Source organism: Stomatobaculum longum (assembly GCA_000242235.1).
Taxonomy (GTDB): Bacteria; Bacillota; Clostridia; order Lachnospirales; family Lachnospiraceae; genus Moryella; species Moryella longum.
In genome coordinates, this window is record JH590861.1 from 12,962 (window position 1) to 27,670 (window position 14,709).

12 protein-coding genes are annotated in these 14,709 nt (G+C 56.8%); 9 read left to right on the top strand and 3 right to left on the bottom strand.

Annotated elements, in window-relative coordinates; translation table 11 throughout:
* Nucleotides 1–7 precede the first annotated feature (7 nt).
* Genes HMPREF9623_RS00085 through HMPREF9623_RS00095 form a run of 3 tightly spaced genes read right to left on the bottom strand, consistent with a single transcriptional unit; the run spans nucleotide 8 to nucleotide 4,150 of the window.
* Nucleotides 8–1,429 carry an ABC transporter permease gene (locus tag HMPREF9623_RS00085; protein WP_009531850.1) on the bottom strand — a complete coding sequence of 474 codons (1,422 nt, stop codon included), beginning with the start codon at nucleotides 1,427–1,429 and terminating at the stop codon, nucleotides 8–10.
* Nucleotides 1,426–3,459 carry a COG1361 S-layer family protein gene (locus HMPREF9623_RS00090; RefSeq protein ID WP_009531851.1) on the bottom strand — a complete coding sequence of 678 codons (2,034 nt, stop codon included), beginning with the start codon at nucleotides 3,457–3,459 and terminating at the stop codon, nucleotides 1,426–1,428. Before HMPREF9623_RS00090 ends, HMPREF9623_RS00085 begins: the two co-directional genes overlap by 4 nt.
* Entirely contained in the window at nucleotides 3,449–4,150 is a 702-nt protein-coding gene (locus HMPREF9623_RS00095; RefSeq protein ID WP_009531852.1) for an ABC transporter ATP-binding protein, read from the bottom strand. Before HMPREF9623_RS00095 ends, HMPREF9623_RS00090 begins: the two co-directional genes overlap by 11 nt.
* Nucleotides 4,151–4,445: 295 nt before the next feature.
* Between HMPREF9623_RS00095 and HMPREF9623_RS00100 the strand changes: the two genes are divergently transcribed.
* The 9 genes from HMPREF9623_RS00100 to uppS all read left to right on the top strand — a co-directional run bounded on the left by HMPREF9623_RS00100 (nucleotide 4,446) and on the right by uppS (nucleotide 14,699).
* Nucleotides 4,446–5,525, top strand: coding sequence for an ABC transporter substrate-binding protein (locus HMPREF9623_RS00100; RefSeq protein WP_009531853.1), 1,080 nt, complete (start codon nucleotides 4,446–4,448; stop codon nucleotides 5,523–5,525).
* Between the two features lie 5 nt (nucleotides 5,526–5,530).
* Nucleotides 5,531–6,328 carry an ABC transporter permease gene (locus HMPREF9623_RS00105; protein WP_009531854.1) on the top strand — a complete coding sequence of 266 codons (798 nt, stop codon included), beginning with the start codon at nucleotides 5,531–5,533 and terminating at the stop codon, nucleotides 6,326–6,328.
* Between the two features lie 61 nt (nucleotides 6,329–6,389).
* Nucleotides 6,390–7,901 carry a 4Fe-4S dicluster domain-containing protein gene (locus tag HMPREF9623_RS00110; protein ID WP_009531855.1) on the top strand — a complete coding sequence of 504 codons (1,512 nt, stop codon included), beginning with the start codon at nucleotides 6,390–6,392 and terminating at the stop codon, nucleotides 7,899–7,901.
* A 114-nt stretch (nucleotides 7,902–8,015) separates the two neighbouring features.
* Nucleotides 8,016–8,780, top strand: coding sequence for a purine-nucleoside phosphorylase (gene deoD / locus HMPREF9623_RS00115; protein ID WP_009531856.1), 765 nt, complete (start codon nucleotides 8,016–8,018; stop codon nucleotides 8,778–8,780).
* Nucleotides 8,777–10,666: an ABC transporter ATP-binding protein gene (locus tag HMPREF9623_RS11740; RefSeq protein WP_009531857.1), complete on the top strand. Its 1,890-nt coding sequence runs from the start codon at nucleotides 8,777–8,779 to the stop codon at nucleotides 10,664–10,666. The genes deoD and HMPREF9623_RS11740 overlap by 4 nt, the downstream gene beginning before the upstream one ends.
* A 4-nt stretch (nucleotides 10,667–10,670) precedes the next feature.
* Nucleotides 10,671–12,557: an ABC transporter ATP-binding protein gene (locus tag HMPREF9623_RS00125; RefSeq protein WP_009531858.1), complete on the top strand. Its 1,887-nt coding sequence runs from the start codon at nucleotides 10,671–10,673 to the stop codon at nucleotides 12,555–12,557.
* Between the two features lie 65 nt (nucleotides 12,558–12,622).
* Nucleotides 12,623–13,324 (top strand): UMP kinase, encoded by a 702-nt coding sequence (pyrH, locus tag HMPREF9623_RS00130; protein WP_009531859.1) that lies wholly within the window; start codon nucleotides 12,623–12,625, stop codon nucleotides 13,322–13,324.
* Nucleotides 13,325–13,347: 23 nt separating this feature from the next.
* Nucleotides 13,348–13,911 (top strand): ribosome recycling factor, encoded by a 564-nt coding sequence (gene frr / locus HMPREF9623_RS00135; protein WP_009531860.1) that lies wholly within the window; start codon nucleotides 13,348–13,350, stop codon nucleotides 13,909–13,911.
* 68 nt (nucleotides 13,912–13,979) lie between these two features.
* On the top strand, nucleotides 13,980–14,699 hold the full coding sequence (gene uppS / locus HMPREF9623_RS00140; protein ID WP_009531861.1) for a polyprenyl diphosphate synthase: 720 nt from the start codon (nucleotides 13,980–13,982) through the stop codon (nucleotides 14,697–14,699).
* The last annotated feature ends 10 nt before the right edge of the window (nucleotides 14,700–14,709 follow it).

A 14,709-nucleotide genomic window follows, 5' to 3' on the forward strand; every position in this document is an offset into this window, starting at 1 on the left:
GTTGCGTTTATTCGTTTCGCATTGCCGCGAGCGGACTTAAGCGCATTGCGCGCTTTGCCGGGAGGTAACCGGCGGCCGCGCCGATGAAAATCGCAAAGACAATCGCAAAGAGCGCAAGCCAGGGTGGGATGTAGGAGATGGATCCGCCTTCCGCATTCTGGTAGAAGACGGAGAGCTGCTCGTTGCCGCCCTGTGCCGCGAGAAAGTTGATGAGCAGCGAAATCAGGAGACTCAGGACGGTGCCGATGATGCCGCCCATCAGGCCGATGAAACCCGATTCGACGAGGAAGAGGTCGCGGATGTTGGTCATCTCGCAGCCGAGAACCTTCATGACGCCGATTTCCCGCGTTCTCTCGTAGATGGACATCATCATTGTATTGATGATGCCGATGGCCGCGACGAGAAGCGAGACCGCACCGATGCCGCCGAGCACGGCCTGGACCATGCCGGTGAACTGCTTGGACTGCTCGAGCCACTCCATATTGGAGTCCGCCTGATAGCCGAGCTCCGCGATTTTTTTCTGCACTTCGGAGACGTGATTCATGTCGTCCACAAAGACATAAGCCTGTGAATAGACATAGTAGTCGACCGGCTTGCCTTTTTTGTTGAGCTTCGGCTCCGGCACCAGATACTTCCGGTAGCGCTGTTTTAAAAAGTTTTTCAGCGTGTCAATGTCGCAGTAGATCGAATAGCTGTAACTGTTATAGCCGCTGCTGCCGCCGTCCAGAATGCCTGCCGTGTCCAGAATGTACTTCTTCTGGGGCTTATCGGAGGTCTCGGTTGCGACCGAGGCCGGCGCGGCCGCGGCGGAAGCGCCGCCGCCGGAAGTGCCGCTGTCGCTGCTGTTATTCTTCGGCGCGGGTTTATAGCCCTCGGGAAAGATGTAAAAGATGGTGTCTTTCAGCGGGTCAATGTGCACATCGCCGCCGTTGCCGCCGCCGAAGTTTGCCGAGCTGTTTTTGGAGACTTTGTAAAAGTTATCCTGAAAATGGTTGCCGTAGAGCAGGCTCAGGGTATCCGTGTTTGCGGGCGGCAGAGTTCCGGATTTTAAGGGCAGTTCCTTCAAGAAATGCTGGGAGACACCGGTCAGGGACAAGTATCCCTCGTAGGGGCCGCATTTCGCTGTCACGGATGCGTCCAGCTGCGGGCTCACATCGTCCACATGTGCGAGCTGTTTCAGCTGCTTGATGGTGTCATCGGTAATCTCGGTCTCGTTGCCCTTCTGGTTAAAGGAGTAGACGGTAATTGTCTTCATCGAGCCCGCGGACTCATAGAGCTGTCTCGTCTGGCGGCTCATACCGAGGCCGAGGCTCATCATCACGAGAATCGAGGAGGTGCCGATGATGACGCCGAGCACTGTCAAAACCGTTCTTGTCTTTCGCCGGAAGAGGTTCCGGAGGGCGAGCGAGAGAAGATCTCCGAACTTCATGCCGCATCGCCTCCGTCAGCCTTCTTCTTGCGGAATTTGCGGACGCCGACGCCCGCAGCGATTGCGGCGACCGGAATCAGAAGCAGCGGGAGCGGAGACGGCTTTTTGACCGGTTTCTTTTCCGTGTCGGTATCGGTAGCCGGGACATCGGGGGCAGGCTCGGTGACGGCGAGCGTGAGTTTCTGTTCCTCCTTGGTCACATTGCCGTTTACATCCTCATACTGAATGGTCATCGTGATATTGTCTTCGTCGCTGCTCGCCTTCACGCCGCCAAGCATCGCATCGACGCTGCCGCTGTCACCGGACTTGATATTGCCGAGGTAGGCGCTGGTTTTCTTGATGGCATCGCCCTCAAAGTTCACCTGAACATTGTAGAGCATCACGCGGCCGGTATTGTTCAGGTTGAACATCACGTTGCTCTCTTTGCCGACCTCAATGCTGTCGGGCGAGAGTTCCGGCGTGGAAATCGAATAGCGCGCCACCTGGAAGACCGGAATATCGAGAGTCAGCTTATCCTCGGCGTTCTTAAACGCAGGGGAGTCAAACTTTTCGTTCAGCGTGATGGTATAGGAACGCGGATCCACGCCCGCGGAGGCCTCGAGGTTCAGTCTGAGTTCCTTTGCCTCCCCTGCTTTCAGGCTGTTAATCACAAAGGAATTGGAGCCCGCCTCGGTCGAAAAGACCGAGGAATTGTCCACTTTCTCGGACTCTGCGGAGAGCAAAATATTGCTTGCGGGAATATCTCCGGAAGCGTTTTTCACGCTGAGAACCAGAGTGAAGGGCTGACCGGCAAAGACTTTTTCGGGTTCCGTGCGATATCCGTCCAGGATGATGCGGGCTTTCTGGCGGTCGTTTGGGTTGAAGTCGCCCTGCTTGTTGTCCGCCGCCGGCGGCTGTTCGACCATGGAAGGATTGTTGATGCGGACATAGCTCACATAGGTCTCCTGATAAGAGACGGTCGCATCCGGCGTGAGCTTATAACTCACGGTGTAGCTGAGCGGGTAGTAGCCGTTCGCCGCATTCTGCATAATCGCCATCGAGTAGTCGGCGCTCAATACCTCATCCGGCTGGGCGGTCTCGAAGTTCCGGTCGTAGTTCGCGTCGTTCAGATTGAACGGAAAACCGGTTGCGGCCTGGGACTTGTTCTGCACGGTCGCCTGCAGCGAAGCGCCGTCTGCGAGCGCGGTGTTCATGTGTACCTGAATGCGGTACAGCGGCACCTTGCGCTGGTTCCGGAACTTTAAGCTGTAGTTCATGACGCCGGGCGCGGTGCCGACCGGGGTCTCCTGACCCTCGCCGAGCGCAAAGCTCTTGTCGCCGGTTGCGGTCGAGGGATTTGCAACTTCGCCCGAAGCCTTGATGTAGACATTGATGAATTCAACCTGCATGGGGCCGCGGAAATCCGCGGTGTTGCTGCCGGGAAGCGCATAGTAGAACGCAATCGGGACGCCGTAGTAGCCTTCTTTTGCGTCGGCGCGCACGGTGACATGCAAGGTCACAGTCTTATACTCGCCGGCTTTCAGCGAGGCAAAACGGTTTTCTTCGGTGAAGGTCGTCGCATTGATTTCAAAGGGATAGTTGCCGCCGTCCACGGTGAAAGCCGAATTGCCGCCGTAGGCCTTGTCGATGCCGGATTTCTGACCGGCTCTCCAGGCGTCGTAGAGCTCGCTCTCATCGTCTTTGTCGTAGGGATTCTTCTGGTCCGTCGTGTTCTGATCCGGGGTCTTGTCCTGTTTTAGATAGTTCTGGTCGTTCGAGAGGCGGACAATGACATTCTGAATCTCGGCGGTCTTCGGGTTCTTCATGCCGTTTGTATTGTTATAGCCGACGCGGAAACTCAAATTCATGTCCTGACCGGGATAACCGACCTGCAGTTCGTTGGCGTCGTGCACAAAGGTGTTGAGATTGGTGTTGACATAGGAGGCCTGTGCCGTGTGAGGCGGCAACAGGAAAAAGAGTAACAGCGAGAGCGTTACCTCCAGCGCCAGGACGCGGAGCAGGAGAGATGTTTTTTGAAGTTTAGTCTGCATGAGTAAATCCTTTCCGTTCTACAATCTTGCCGTCGACAATGCGTATCTGCTGGTCGGCGCGCGCTGCGATTGAGTTATCGTGTGTGACCATGACGAGGGTCACATGCTGTTCCCGGACGATGTCCCGGAGCAGCGAGAGCACTTCTTCCGTCGTGCGGGAGTCGAGGTTGCCGGTCGGCTCGTCGGCGAAGATGAGTTCCGGTTTGCTCGCGAGCGCGCGGGCTATGCCGACACGCTGCTGCTGGCCGCCCGACATCTGCCCCGGCATGTGCAACGCCTGATCCAGGATGCCGATGCGCTCCATATAGGTGCGCGCGGTGCGCTGTCTTTCTTCCTTGTCGACGCCGCGGAACAAGAGCGGGAGGGCCACATTTTCCTCAGCATTCATCGTGGGAATCAGGCCGTAACTCTGGAAAATAAAGCCGACGTGGTTCCGCCGAAAGCGCACCAGCTGCTGCTCATTCATCTTTTCGAGCTTCTCGCCGAGTATGTGAATGCTGCCGCTGCTCGGCGGTTCGAGGCCGGCGAGCAGGTTCAGACAGGTGGATTTTCCGGAACCCGAGGTGCCTACAATCGCGAGAAAGCGCCCCGGCTCGAGGTCGAAGCTGATGCCGTCCAGCGCGTGTACTTCGCTGTCGCCGACACGGTATATTTTTTTCAAATCGCGCACGGAAATAATCGGTTCTGCCAAATGATGATTCCTCCTCTCATGCGTGCGTTTCGGCCGCCGTATCCGCTTGCCGTGCGGAACGAAAACCGATCCTTGTCTTAGCTTAGAGTAGCGCCTCGAGAAAAACAAGGAAGATTTTCTTGCAAAAAACAGCATATCGGCATTTGTGCCGTAAGATATGCGGCGTGTTGCGGCGGCAGTCTGTATTTGTCTGGTCTAAAAGAAGATAGCATGGTATAATCGACCGGAAAGATAGACAAATCATCTCTTTCACCTAGAAAGACGCAAAAAAGCGCGAAAGGTTTCAGGAGGGACTATGAAAAACTGGAAGAAATCGGTAGTCGCGGCAGCGACAGCGCTGCTGCTCGGTGTGAGCCTGATGGGCTGCGGCGCAAAGAAGGCGGAGAGCGGTGCGGCGGAGAGCGCTACGACAGCCGCTGCCGCGGCGGAGAGCACTTCGACAAGCGGCACTGAGGCGGAAAGCGCTGCGGCGGCTAAGACAGAAGCGGGGGCGGGACTCCGGGTCGGCGCCCTGAAGGGACCGACCGCGATGGGGCTTGCCGCGCTGATGCAGGAGAGTCAGGACGGCAAGAGCGAGGGCAGCTATCAGTTCACGGTTGCGGCGCAGCCCGATGAGATTGCGGCGAAGCTTGTCTCGGGAGATCTCGACATCGCCCTGCTCCCGGCCAATATGGCAGCGGCGCTCTACAATAAGACCGAGGGAAAGATTGCGGTACTCAACATCAACACGCTCGGCGTCCTCTACTGCGTGACCGGGGACGAGAACATTCACAGCGTGAAAGATCTCGCGGGCAAGACGGTGCTCACGACGGGACAGGGAGCGACGCCCGAGTATGTGCTCCGCTATTTGTTGCAGGAGAACGGCGTCACGGACTGCACGCTCGATTTTAAGTCCGAGCCGACCGAGATTGCTTCGGCGCTCGCGGCGGATCCCGCGGCGATTGCCGTGCTCCCGCAGCCCTTTGTGACGGTCGCGGAGGCAAAGAATGACAAATTGAAGACGGCCTTTTCGCTGAGTGATAGCTGGGATGCGCTGAACAACGGCTCCCGCCTCGTGACAGGCGTCACGGTGGTGAGACAGGAAGTCCTAAAGGCACAGCCGGACGCTGTCAAGACCTTCCGGGAAGAGCAGGCGAGAAGCGCGGCGACGGCGGTACAGGATCCGGAGACAGCGGCAAAGGCGGTTGTCGCCTTCGGGATTCTGGAAAACGAGGGCATCGCGAAGAAGGCTCTGCCCGCCTGCAACATCACGAATCTGGACGGCGCGGAGATGAAGCAGGCGCTCTCCGGCTATCTGCAGGTTCTGTACAGCGCAGATTCGAAAGCAGTCGGCGGCAAGCTGCCGGATGACGCATTCTACGTCGTGGCGGAGTGAGTGGATTGATCGGCGCAATCCGAAACATGTTGCTGCGCGACGGCAAAGAGCCGCTCAGATGGCTGTTCTGGCTTCTGCTCTGGGAGGCGGCGGCAAGGCTGATCGGCAATAAGTTTCTTTTGGTAGGACCGGTCGAGACCGTACGGACGCTCATGAATATGGCAGGGAAGCCCGCATACTGGCAGGCAGTCGGAAACTCCTCGCTGCGTATTCTCGGCGGTTTTTTGCTCGGCGCGGTGCTCGGCACGGCTTTGGCGGCGGCAGCACAGGCGAGAAGGGGACTCAGATGGATTCTGGGTCCCCTTGTCAATGTGATTAAGGCGGTTCCGGTCGCAAGCTTTGTCGTGCTGCTTTTACTCTGGGTCGGAAATCGCAATGCCTCCCTTTTTATTTGTTTCTTTGTCTCCCTGCCGGTCTTTTATCTCAACACACTCGGCGGCCTCGGCGCCGTGCCCGGAGATCTCCTCGAAGTCGCAAGGCTCTACGGGCTGTCGCGCGGCACAAGGCTTCGGGCGCTGTATCTGCCGGTGCTCGCGCCTTTCCTCGAGAGCGCCCTGAGCCTCTCGGTCGGCGTAAGTTTCAAGGCCGGTGCTGCGGCGGAGCTCATCGGGCAACCGGCGCTCTCGCTTGGGAACGGGCTGTACCGCGCCAAAATTTATCTGGAGACCGGCGAAATATTTGCCTGGACACTCAGCATTGTGCTGCTCGCCGGTCTCGCGGAGGCAGTGCTCCGGTTTTTCCTCCGCGCGCTCTGCGGGAGCGGGCGGTACGGCACAGACGGTACGCCGAAAAGGACAAGATAGCGCGTGGCATTTTTCGGCGAATATGGTAAAATAATGTGACTGTAATCCTAGGAGGAAAACGATGATTAACAACGACGAGGCACTGATCCAAACAAGGCATCTGGTGCTGGAAGAGACCTGCCGTCTCGCCTGGAACGATCAGCTGGATGAAGAGCACAAAGAGGAGATGGTTTATAAAATCATTCCGGGCCCGAAGCCGGCAATCGGAAGATGTTGCATTTATAAAGAGAGAGAGATCGTGCGCCACCGGACAAGACTTGCCTGCGGCGAGAATCTGATGGAAAATCTGGATTCCAAGAATGAAGTGCAGGTCATCAAGCCGGCTTGCGACGAGTGTCCGCTCTCGAGCTATACCGTCACGGACAACTGTCGTCTCTGTCTCGGTAAGGCCTGTCTGTCGTCCTGCCATTTCGGCGCAGTGACCATCGGAGAATTCCGCTCTCACATCGATTCGAAGAAGTGCAAGGAATGCGGCATGTGCGCGCAGAACTGTCCGTACGGCGCAATCGTGCACCTCGTTCGTCCCTGCAAGAAGGCCTGCCCGGTCGATGCGATTACCTATGATGAGTACGGCTTCTGCGTCATTGACGAGCAGAAGTGTATTGAGTGCGGCCGCTGCATCCACAGCTGCCCCTTCGGTGCAATCAGCGCAAAGAGCTATCTGGTCAATGTGATTCAGGAAATCAAGGCGGGCAAGGAGGTCATTGCGATGTGCGCGCCCGCGACCGAGGGACAGTTCGGCGAAAAAATCGGCATGGGTTCGATTCGCAATGCACTGAAGAAAATCGGCTTTGCGGATATGGTCGAGGTCGGTCTCGGCGGTGATATGACGGCTGCCTATGAGGCGCTCGAGTGGTCGGAGGCGAGAAAAGAGGGCAAGAAGATGACGACATCCTGCTGCCCGGCCTTCATCAACCTCTTAAAGAAACACTTCCCGCAGCAGTACGAGGAGAATATGTCCACGACGGTCTCCCCGATGTGTGCGGTGTCCCGCTATCTGAAAGCGATGCACCCGGGCTGTGTGACAGTCTTCATCGGTCCCTGCGTCGCGAAGAAGTCCGAGTCGGCGGACAAGTCGGTTCCGGACAATGCGGACTATGTCATGACCTACGGTGAGTTCAGCGCTTTCCTCCGCTCGGCGGATGTTCAACTGGAGCCGGAGGAAACCGAGCGGCAGGAGGCTTCGATTTTCGGCAAGCGCTTTGCAACCTCGGGCGGCGTCGCAAATGCGGTGCTCGAGTGCATGAGCGAGCGCGGCGAGGATGTCTCCGAAATTAAACTGCTCCGCTGCGCCGGCGGTGCGGAGTGCAAGAAGGCACTCCAGCTCTTAAAGCTCGGCAGAGTCGCGGAGGACTTTATCGAAGGCATGGCCTGCCCGGGCGGCTGCGTCGGCGGACCGTCGAAGCACAAGACGGAAATTGAAATCAAGCGGTCCCGCGAGACGCTCTTAAAGCGTGCGGACGACAGAAAGGTGCTCGACAACCTGAAAAACTATCCGATGGAGAAGTTTTCGATGCACCGCGACGGACACAGAGATTTGGAGGAGCTGAAGCGCGCCGAGGGCGAAGCTTAAATGGCAGGGGAGAAGCGCTGAGTGGTTCAGCGCTTCTTTTCGAACTGCGGACTTTGTCTGTGTTTCCGCGAACACAGGATACGGAATTACGAAGTGCTTCGGAGAGGAGGAGAGATGCAGGAGGAGAGAAAAGCAAAGGCCTCTGTGCCGACACCGCATATTGCGGCTTTGCCCGGGGATATCGCAGAGACGGTTCTGCTCCCGGGCGACCCGCTCCGCGCAAAGCGGATTGCGGAGAGCTTTCTGGAAGAAGTGCACAGCTTTAACGAAGTGCGCAATATGTTCGGTTTTACCGGCTTTTACCGCGGGCAGCGGGTTTCGGTCATGGGCACCGGCATGGGCTGTCCCTCGATGGGAATTTACGCCCACGAATTGATTCACTTTTACGGCGCAGCGCGACTGATTCGAATCGGCACGGCCGGTGCCATGCAGGAAAGCATAGCTGTGCGCGATCTGGTTCTCGCAGAGGGCGCTTCGACCAATTCAAACTTTCCGGCACTTTTTGAACTTCCCGGAACCTTTGCGCCGCTCGCGGATTTTGAACTGCTGTATCGCGCGGCACGTATCGCTTCGGCCCTGAACAAACGTGTAACGGTCGGCGCGGTACTGACCAGCGATATGTTCTACGGTCCGGCGGAGAGCACGGCTGCCGTTGAAAAGTGGAGCAGGATGGGGGTCCTCGCAGTTGAGATGGAGACGGCGGCACTCTATGCGACCGCAGCCTCTCTCGGGGCCAAGGCACTTTCCATCCTGACGGTCAGCGACCACCTTTTGACCGGGGAGACGCTCTCCGCAGAGGAGCGAGAAGCCGGCTTCACGGATATGGCAGAACTGGCACTTTCACTCGCGACGGAAGAGATGCGCGGAGGAATCATATGATTAAAATGTTCAGCAAATATTTGGGGAAGAAATATCGCCTCATTTCCCTGCTCGCCGTATTCGGTATGGTCATGGAAGTGGTGGTTGAAAATCTGGTGCCCCTCGTGATGGCGAATCTCATTGACAACGGGATACAGGCGCAAAACTTTAATGTCGTGCTCAGGGCCGGCGGACTCATGGTGGCGCTCGCGCTCTTCGGTCTGCTCTTCGGTTCGATCGGCGGCTATTTTGCGGCCGATGCGGCGGCGGGACTTGCCGCGAGCCTACGGAGCGGGATTTACAGAAGCATTCAGCGCTTTTCGTTCGGCAATCTCGACAAGTACTCGACTGCGGGTCTCGTGACCCGTCTCACGACGGATGTCTCGAATGTCCAAAACTCGTATCAGATGATATTGAGAACCTGCATGCGTGCGCCGGCTACGCTGATTTTTACCCTGGCGCTCACCTTCAGCATCAGTCGGAAACTTTCGATGATTTTTCTGGTCGCGCTCGGCTTTCTTCTGATTGTACTGATCCTGGTCATCAAATTTGCGGATAAGGCATTTACGCGGGTGTTTTCGAAATACGATGCGCTGAATGCGAGCGTCCAGGAAAATGTGACCGGCATTCGTGTGGTCAAGAGCTTTGTGCGCGAAGAGTTTGAAATCGGAAGATTTAAAGTTTCCGCCGAGAATATCTACAAGCTCTTTGTGAAGGCGGAAGGACTGGTCTGCTTTATTTTCCCGGCGCTCTACCTTGCGGTCTACGGTTGCATGATCGGCATTTCCTGGTTCGGCGCACATGAAGTTGTGTCAGATTCGCTCACCACGGGACAGCTGACTTCCTTCTTTACCTATATGATCAGCATTCTGATGTCGCTCATGATGCTTGCGATGGTCTTTGTCATGATTACGATGTCGGTCGCAAGCGGACGGCGCATTGAAGAGGTGCTCTCGGAAATCCCGAAGATTCAGACACCCGAGCAGCCGGTCACGGAAGTGAAGGACGGCTCGGTGGTCTTCTCGCAGGTCTCGTTTTCCTACGGAAAGCGCGAGGAGCCGGTCGACTGGGATAACCCGAAGGAAGTCAGAAGACAGAAAGAAAAGCAGGAGCGCATGGCAGCGGTTGAGAACGGGACCATGACACGGGAAGAGGCGATGCGGCAGGATCCGGATTTCCGAGAGGAAGCGAATCCGCGCTTTGTGCTGAGCGATGTTACCCTTTCGGTGCGCTCCGGTGAGACCATCGGTATCATCGGCGGCACCGGTTCCTCGAAGACTTCTCTGGTCAGCCTGATTCCGCGCCTGTATGACGCAACGGAGGGCGAGGTTCTGGTCGGCGGTAAAAATGTAAAGACCTACGACTTAAAGGCGCTCCGAGACTCGGTTGGCATGGTACTCCAGAAGAACACGCTGTTTTCCGGCACCATTTACGACAACCTCCGCTGGGGAAATCCCGATGCGAGCGATGCGGACTGCGAGGAGGCTTGTCGCCTTGCCTGCGCCGATGAGTTCGTGCGGAGTTTCCCGGACGGCTATAACACCTGGATCGAACAGGGCGGCAGCAATGTCTCCGGCGGACAGAAACAGCGCCTCTGCATTGCGAGAGCGCTCTTAAAGAAGCCGAAAATTCTGATTCTCGACGACTCGACGAGCGCTGTCGATACCGCGACGGATGCCTCCATACGCAAGGCGTTCCGGGAGAAGATCCCGAATACCACGAAGTTCATCATCTCCCAGCGCATTTCGGGCGTAAAGGATGCGGATCGCATCTTGGTGCTCGAGGAGGGACGCGTGAGCGGTTTCGGCACCCATGAAGAATTGTTGAAGAACAACGAAATTTACGCCTCTGTGGTTGCCGCACAGACAGAGGGCGGCGGCGACTTTGACGAGAGAGAGGAGGCGTGACGCGATGGCAAACACAAAGAAAAAAGCCAATTTGGGTAATATCACATCGAGAAGCATGCGCCGCCTGACCTCCGGTATTTTAAAGGATTACGGACCGCAGATGATAATCGTGCTGATCTGTGTCATTGCGGCGGCTCTGGCGGATGCCTACGGTATGCTGTTTATTCAGAAGCTGATCGACAACTATATCACCCCATTGCTGCATGCCACGCAGCCGGACTTTTCACCGCTCCTCGGCGCGCTGCAGCGCATTGCGCTGATCTATCTGATTTCCGTGGTGGCAACCTATATTTACTCGATTCTCATGGTCTATGTGGGACAGGGGACGCTCCTCAAAATCCGGAAGCGCCTGTTTGCGCACATGGAGTCGCTGCCCATATCCTATTTTGACACGCATGCGCACGGCGACATTATGTCGGTCTATACGAACGACACGGACACGCTGCGCCAGCTGATTGTCGATGTATTTCCGCAGCTCGCCAGTATGACTCTTTCCGTCATTACGGTCCTTGCGAGCATGTTTCTTTTGCATGTTCCGCTCACGCTGATTGCGCTTGTTTTGACGGCGCTCATGCTCTTTATTTCCGGCAAGGTCGCAAATGTCTCCGGCAAATACTTCGGCATTCAGCAAAAGGAACTCGGCGGTCTGAATGGCTACATTGAGGAGATGATGGAGGGACAGAAGGTCATCAAAGTTTTCTCCCATGAATCGCAGAGCATTGCGGAGTTTGAAGAGCGAAACCAAAAGCTTAGGGACGCGAGCGCCAGAGCGAACGGCATTGCGAACGTCCTGTTGCCGGTTGCGGCGCAGCTTGGTCGCCTGCAATATGTGCTGATTGTGACAATCGGCGCAGTCTTTGCGCTGAACGGGAACTTTGGACTCAGCATCGGTACCCTGGTCGCCTTTATGACCATGAACCAGAACTTTACGCGCCCCATCACGCAGATTACGACCCAGCTGAATTCCGTCGCGATGGCGGCGGCCGGTGCCGACCGCATCTATCAGCTGCTCGATGAGCCCTCCGAGACCGACGAGGGCTATGTGACCCTGGTCCGCGCGTTTAGAAATCCGGACGGTTCGCTCGTCGAGACGGAAAAGCGCACCGGGCTCTGGGCGTGGCGGCATGTGCACAAGACGGATAACAGTGTGGAGCTGATTGAGTTGAAAGGACGCGTGGAACTCGAACATGTCGACTTCGGCTATGTGCCGGAGAAGACCGTGCTTCACGACATCAGCCTCTTTGCGGAACCCGGACAGAAGATTGCCTTCGTCGGCTCGACCGGCGCCGGCAAGACGACCATCACGAATCTCATCAACCGCTTCTACGAGATTCAGGAGGGAAAGATTCGCTACGACGGCATCAATATCTCGAAAATCAAAAAGGCGGATCTTCGCGCTTCGCTCGGTATCGTGCTGCAGGATACCAATCTCTTTACCGGTACGGTAATGGAGAATATCCGCTTCGGACGTCTGGATGCGACGGATGAAGAGTGCATCGAGGCAGCGAAGCTCGCGAATGCGGACGGCTTCATCAACCGCCTGCCGGACGGTTATCAGACCATGCTACGCGGCAACGGCGCAAACCTCTCGCAGGGACAGCGGCAGCTCCTTGCAATCGCGCGGGCCGCGGTCATGGATCCGCCGGCGTTAATCCTCGATGAAGCGACTTCTTCGATTGACAGCCGGACCGAGCAGCTGGTGCAGCGCGGTATGGATTCTTTGATGAAGGGGCGCACCACCTTTGTGATTGCGCATCGCTTAAGCACGATTAAAAATGCGGACTGCATCATGGTTATGGAGCAGGGGCGCATCATTGAGCGCGGCAATCACGAGGAGCTGCTTGAGAAGAAGGGGCGCTATTACCGTCTGTATACGGGAAAGCAAGCTTGAGAAGCCGCGCCCCGCGTGCTATGATATTTGCAGATAAAAATGCACAGAGAAAAGGCGGAACAGGCATGAAAAAGAGAAGAGTAATGCTGAAACTCTCCGGCGAAGCGCTTGCGAATGCGAACGGCAAGGGCTATGACGAGGCAGTGGTCCGGGACATTGCGCGGCAGGTCAAGCGCTCGGTCGATGCGGGCGTCGAGGTCGGCATCGTCATCGGCGGCGGCAACTACTGGAGAGGCAGAACCGGGACGGAGATTGCCCGCGTGAAGGCCGACCAGATCGGGATGCTCGCGACTGTCATGAACTGCATCTATGTCTCGGAGATCTTCCGCGGCGAGGGCATGGAGACGGAGATATTCAGTCCCTTCCTCTGCGGCGCGATGACCGAGCTCTTTTCGGTCGACAAGGCGAATGCGCTCTTTGCGGCGGGCAGAGTGCTTTTCTTTGCGGGCGGCACGGGACATCCGTACTTCTCGACCGACACCGGGATTGCGCTCCGGGCCACGGAGCTCGGCGTCGATGAGATTCTGCTCGCGAAGTCGATTGACGGCGTCTACACAGCGGATCCGAAGCTCGACCCGGATGCAAAGCGCTACGACACCCTGACCATGCAGGAGATGATCGACAAAAAGCTCGGGGTCATTGACCTGACGGCGAGCGTGCTCTGCATGGAAAATAAGATTCCGCTCGCAATCTTTGATTTGCACGGCGACAACGCAATCGCGGATGCACTCCGCGGCGTGATTCACGGCACAACGGTGACGGTATAAATTTAGATACCCTGGAGGATGAGATGGCAGACTTAAAGGATACACTCAAAGAGCTGGAAGACAGAATGAACAAGACGATCTCGTTCATGCAGGAAGAGTTCTCGGCAATTCGCGCCGGCAGAGCCAACCCGCATGTTCTGGACCGCATCACGGTCGATTACTACGGCACGCAGACGCCGCTGCAGCAGGTCGGCAATGTCTCGGTGCCGGAGGCAAGAATGATTCTGATTCAGCCCTGGGACAAGAGCCTCTTGAAGGAGATTGAAAAGGCAATCCTGACCTCGGACCTCGGCATCAACCCGACGAACGACGGCTCGGTGATTCGCCTCCTGTTCCCGGAGCTCACCGAAGAGCGCAGAAAGGCGCTGACCAAGGACATTCGAAAAAAGGGAGAGGCGGCAAAGGTTGCCGTCCGCAACATCCGCCGCGACGGCGCAGATGTCTTCAAAAAAATGGAGAAGGCAAACGAGATCACCGAGGATGATCTCTCTGACGCAAACGAGAAGCTGCAGAAGCTGACGGATAAGGCGGTGGAACGCATTGATAAGGCGGTCGAGGTCAAGGACAAGGAGCTCATGACAGTCTGACACACCGTTAAAGTTTGGCAGAGTGGCGGTCCGAGCAGGACCGCCTTTTTTGAACATGAGGAGGCAGGATGACAGAGCGACTTGCGGGGAAGGTGATTCCCGAACACATTGCAATCATATTGGACGGAAACGGCAGATGGGCGGCGGAGCGGTCCCTGCCGCGCGCGATGGGGCATAAGGCGGGCTGCGAGGCGGTGGAACAGACCGTGCGCGACTGTGCGGCGCTCGGTGTCAAGTACCTCACGGTCTACGGTTTTTCAACGGAGAACTGGAAGCGCTCGGAAGAAGAGGTCGGTGCGCTCATGCACCTTTTCCGCCTGTATTTAAAAAAGCTCCTGAAGGTTGCGAAGGAGGAGGGCTGTCGCTGCAAGATGATAGGCGACAAGTCGCGTTTTGCGCCGGACATTGTGGCAGCGATTGATCGTCTGGTCGAGGAGACCAGGGAGGACACCGGGATGACCTTCGTGATCGCGATTAATTACGGCGGCCGGGATGAGTTGCGCCGTGCGTTTCTGCGCCTTCTGGACGCAAAGCGGGCGAGCGGGGACACGAGTCTCACGGAAGAGGAGATTTCAAACAGTCTCGATACGGCGGGAATTCCGGATCCGGATCTTTTGATTCGCACGAGCGGTGAACTTCGCCTCTCGAATTTCCTGCTCTGGCAGCTCGCCTACAGTGAACTCTATGTGACGCCGCTCTACTGGCCGGATTTCACGATGGAAGCACTCGAAGATGCGATTCTCGCCTACAACCAAAGAGAGCGTCGCTTCGGCGGTCGTATCAGTTAAGACAAAAGGA

Bases quoted from the DNA above. Each gene is read 5' to 3' on its own strand.
- pyrH (WP_009531859.1), top strand. From the start codon at position 12,623: ATGAAAAAGAGAAGAGTAATGCTGAAACTCTCCGGCGAAGCGCTTGCG.
- deoD (WP_009531856.1), top strand. From the start codon at position 8,016: ATGCAGGAGGAGAGAAAAGCAAAGGCCTCTGTGCCGACACCGCATATT.
- HMPREF9623_RS00100 (WP_009531853.1), top strand. From the start codon at position 4,446: ATGAAAAACTGGAAGAAATCGGTAGTCGCGGCAGCGACAGCGCTGCTG.
- HMPREF9623_RS00125 (WP_009531858.1), top strand. From the start codon at position 10,671: ATGGCAAACACAAAGAAAAAAGCCAATTTGGGTAATATCACATCGAGA.
- uppS (WP_009531861.1), top strand. From the start codon at position 13,980: ATGACAGAGCGACTTGCGGGGAAGGTGATTCCCGAACACATTGCAATC.
- HMPREF9623_RS00085 (WP_009531850.1), bottom strand. From the start codon at position 1,429: ATGAAGTTCGGAGATCTTCTCTCGCTCGCCCTCCGGAACCTCTTCCGG.
- HMPREF9623_RS00090 (WP_009531851.1), bottom strand. From the start codon at position 3,459: ATGCAGACTAAACTTCAAAAAACATCTCTCCTGCTCCGCGTCCTGGCG.
- HMPREF9623_RS11740 (WP_009531857.1), top strand. From the start codon at position 8,777: ATGATTAAAATGTTCAGCAAATATTTGGGGAAGAAATATCGCCTCATT.
- HMPREF9623_RS00110 (WP_009531855.1), top strand. From the start codon at position 6,390: ATGATTAACAACGACGAGGCACTGATCCAAACAAGGCATCTGGTGCTG.
- frr (WP_009531860.1), top strand. From the start codon at position 13,348: ATGGCAGACTTAAAGGATACACTCAAAGAGCTGGAAGACAGAATGAAC.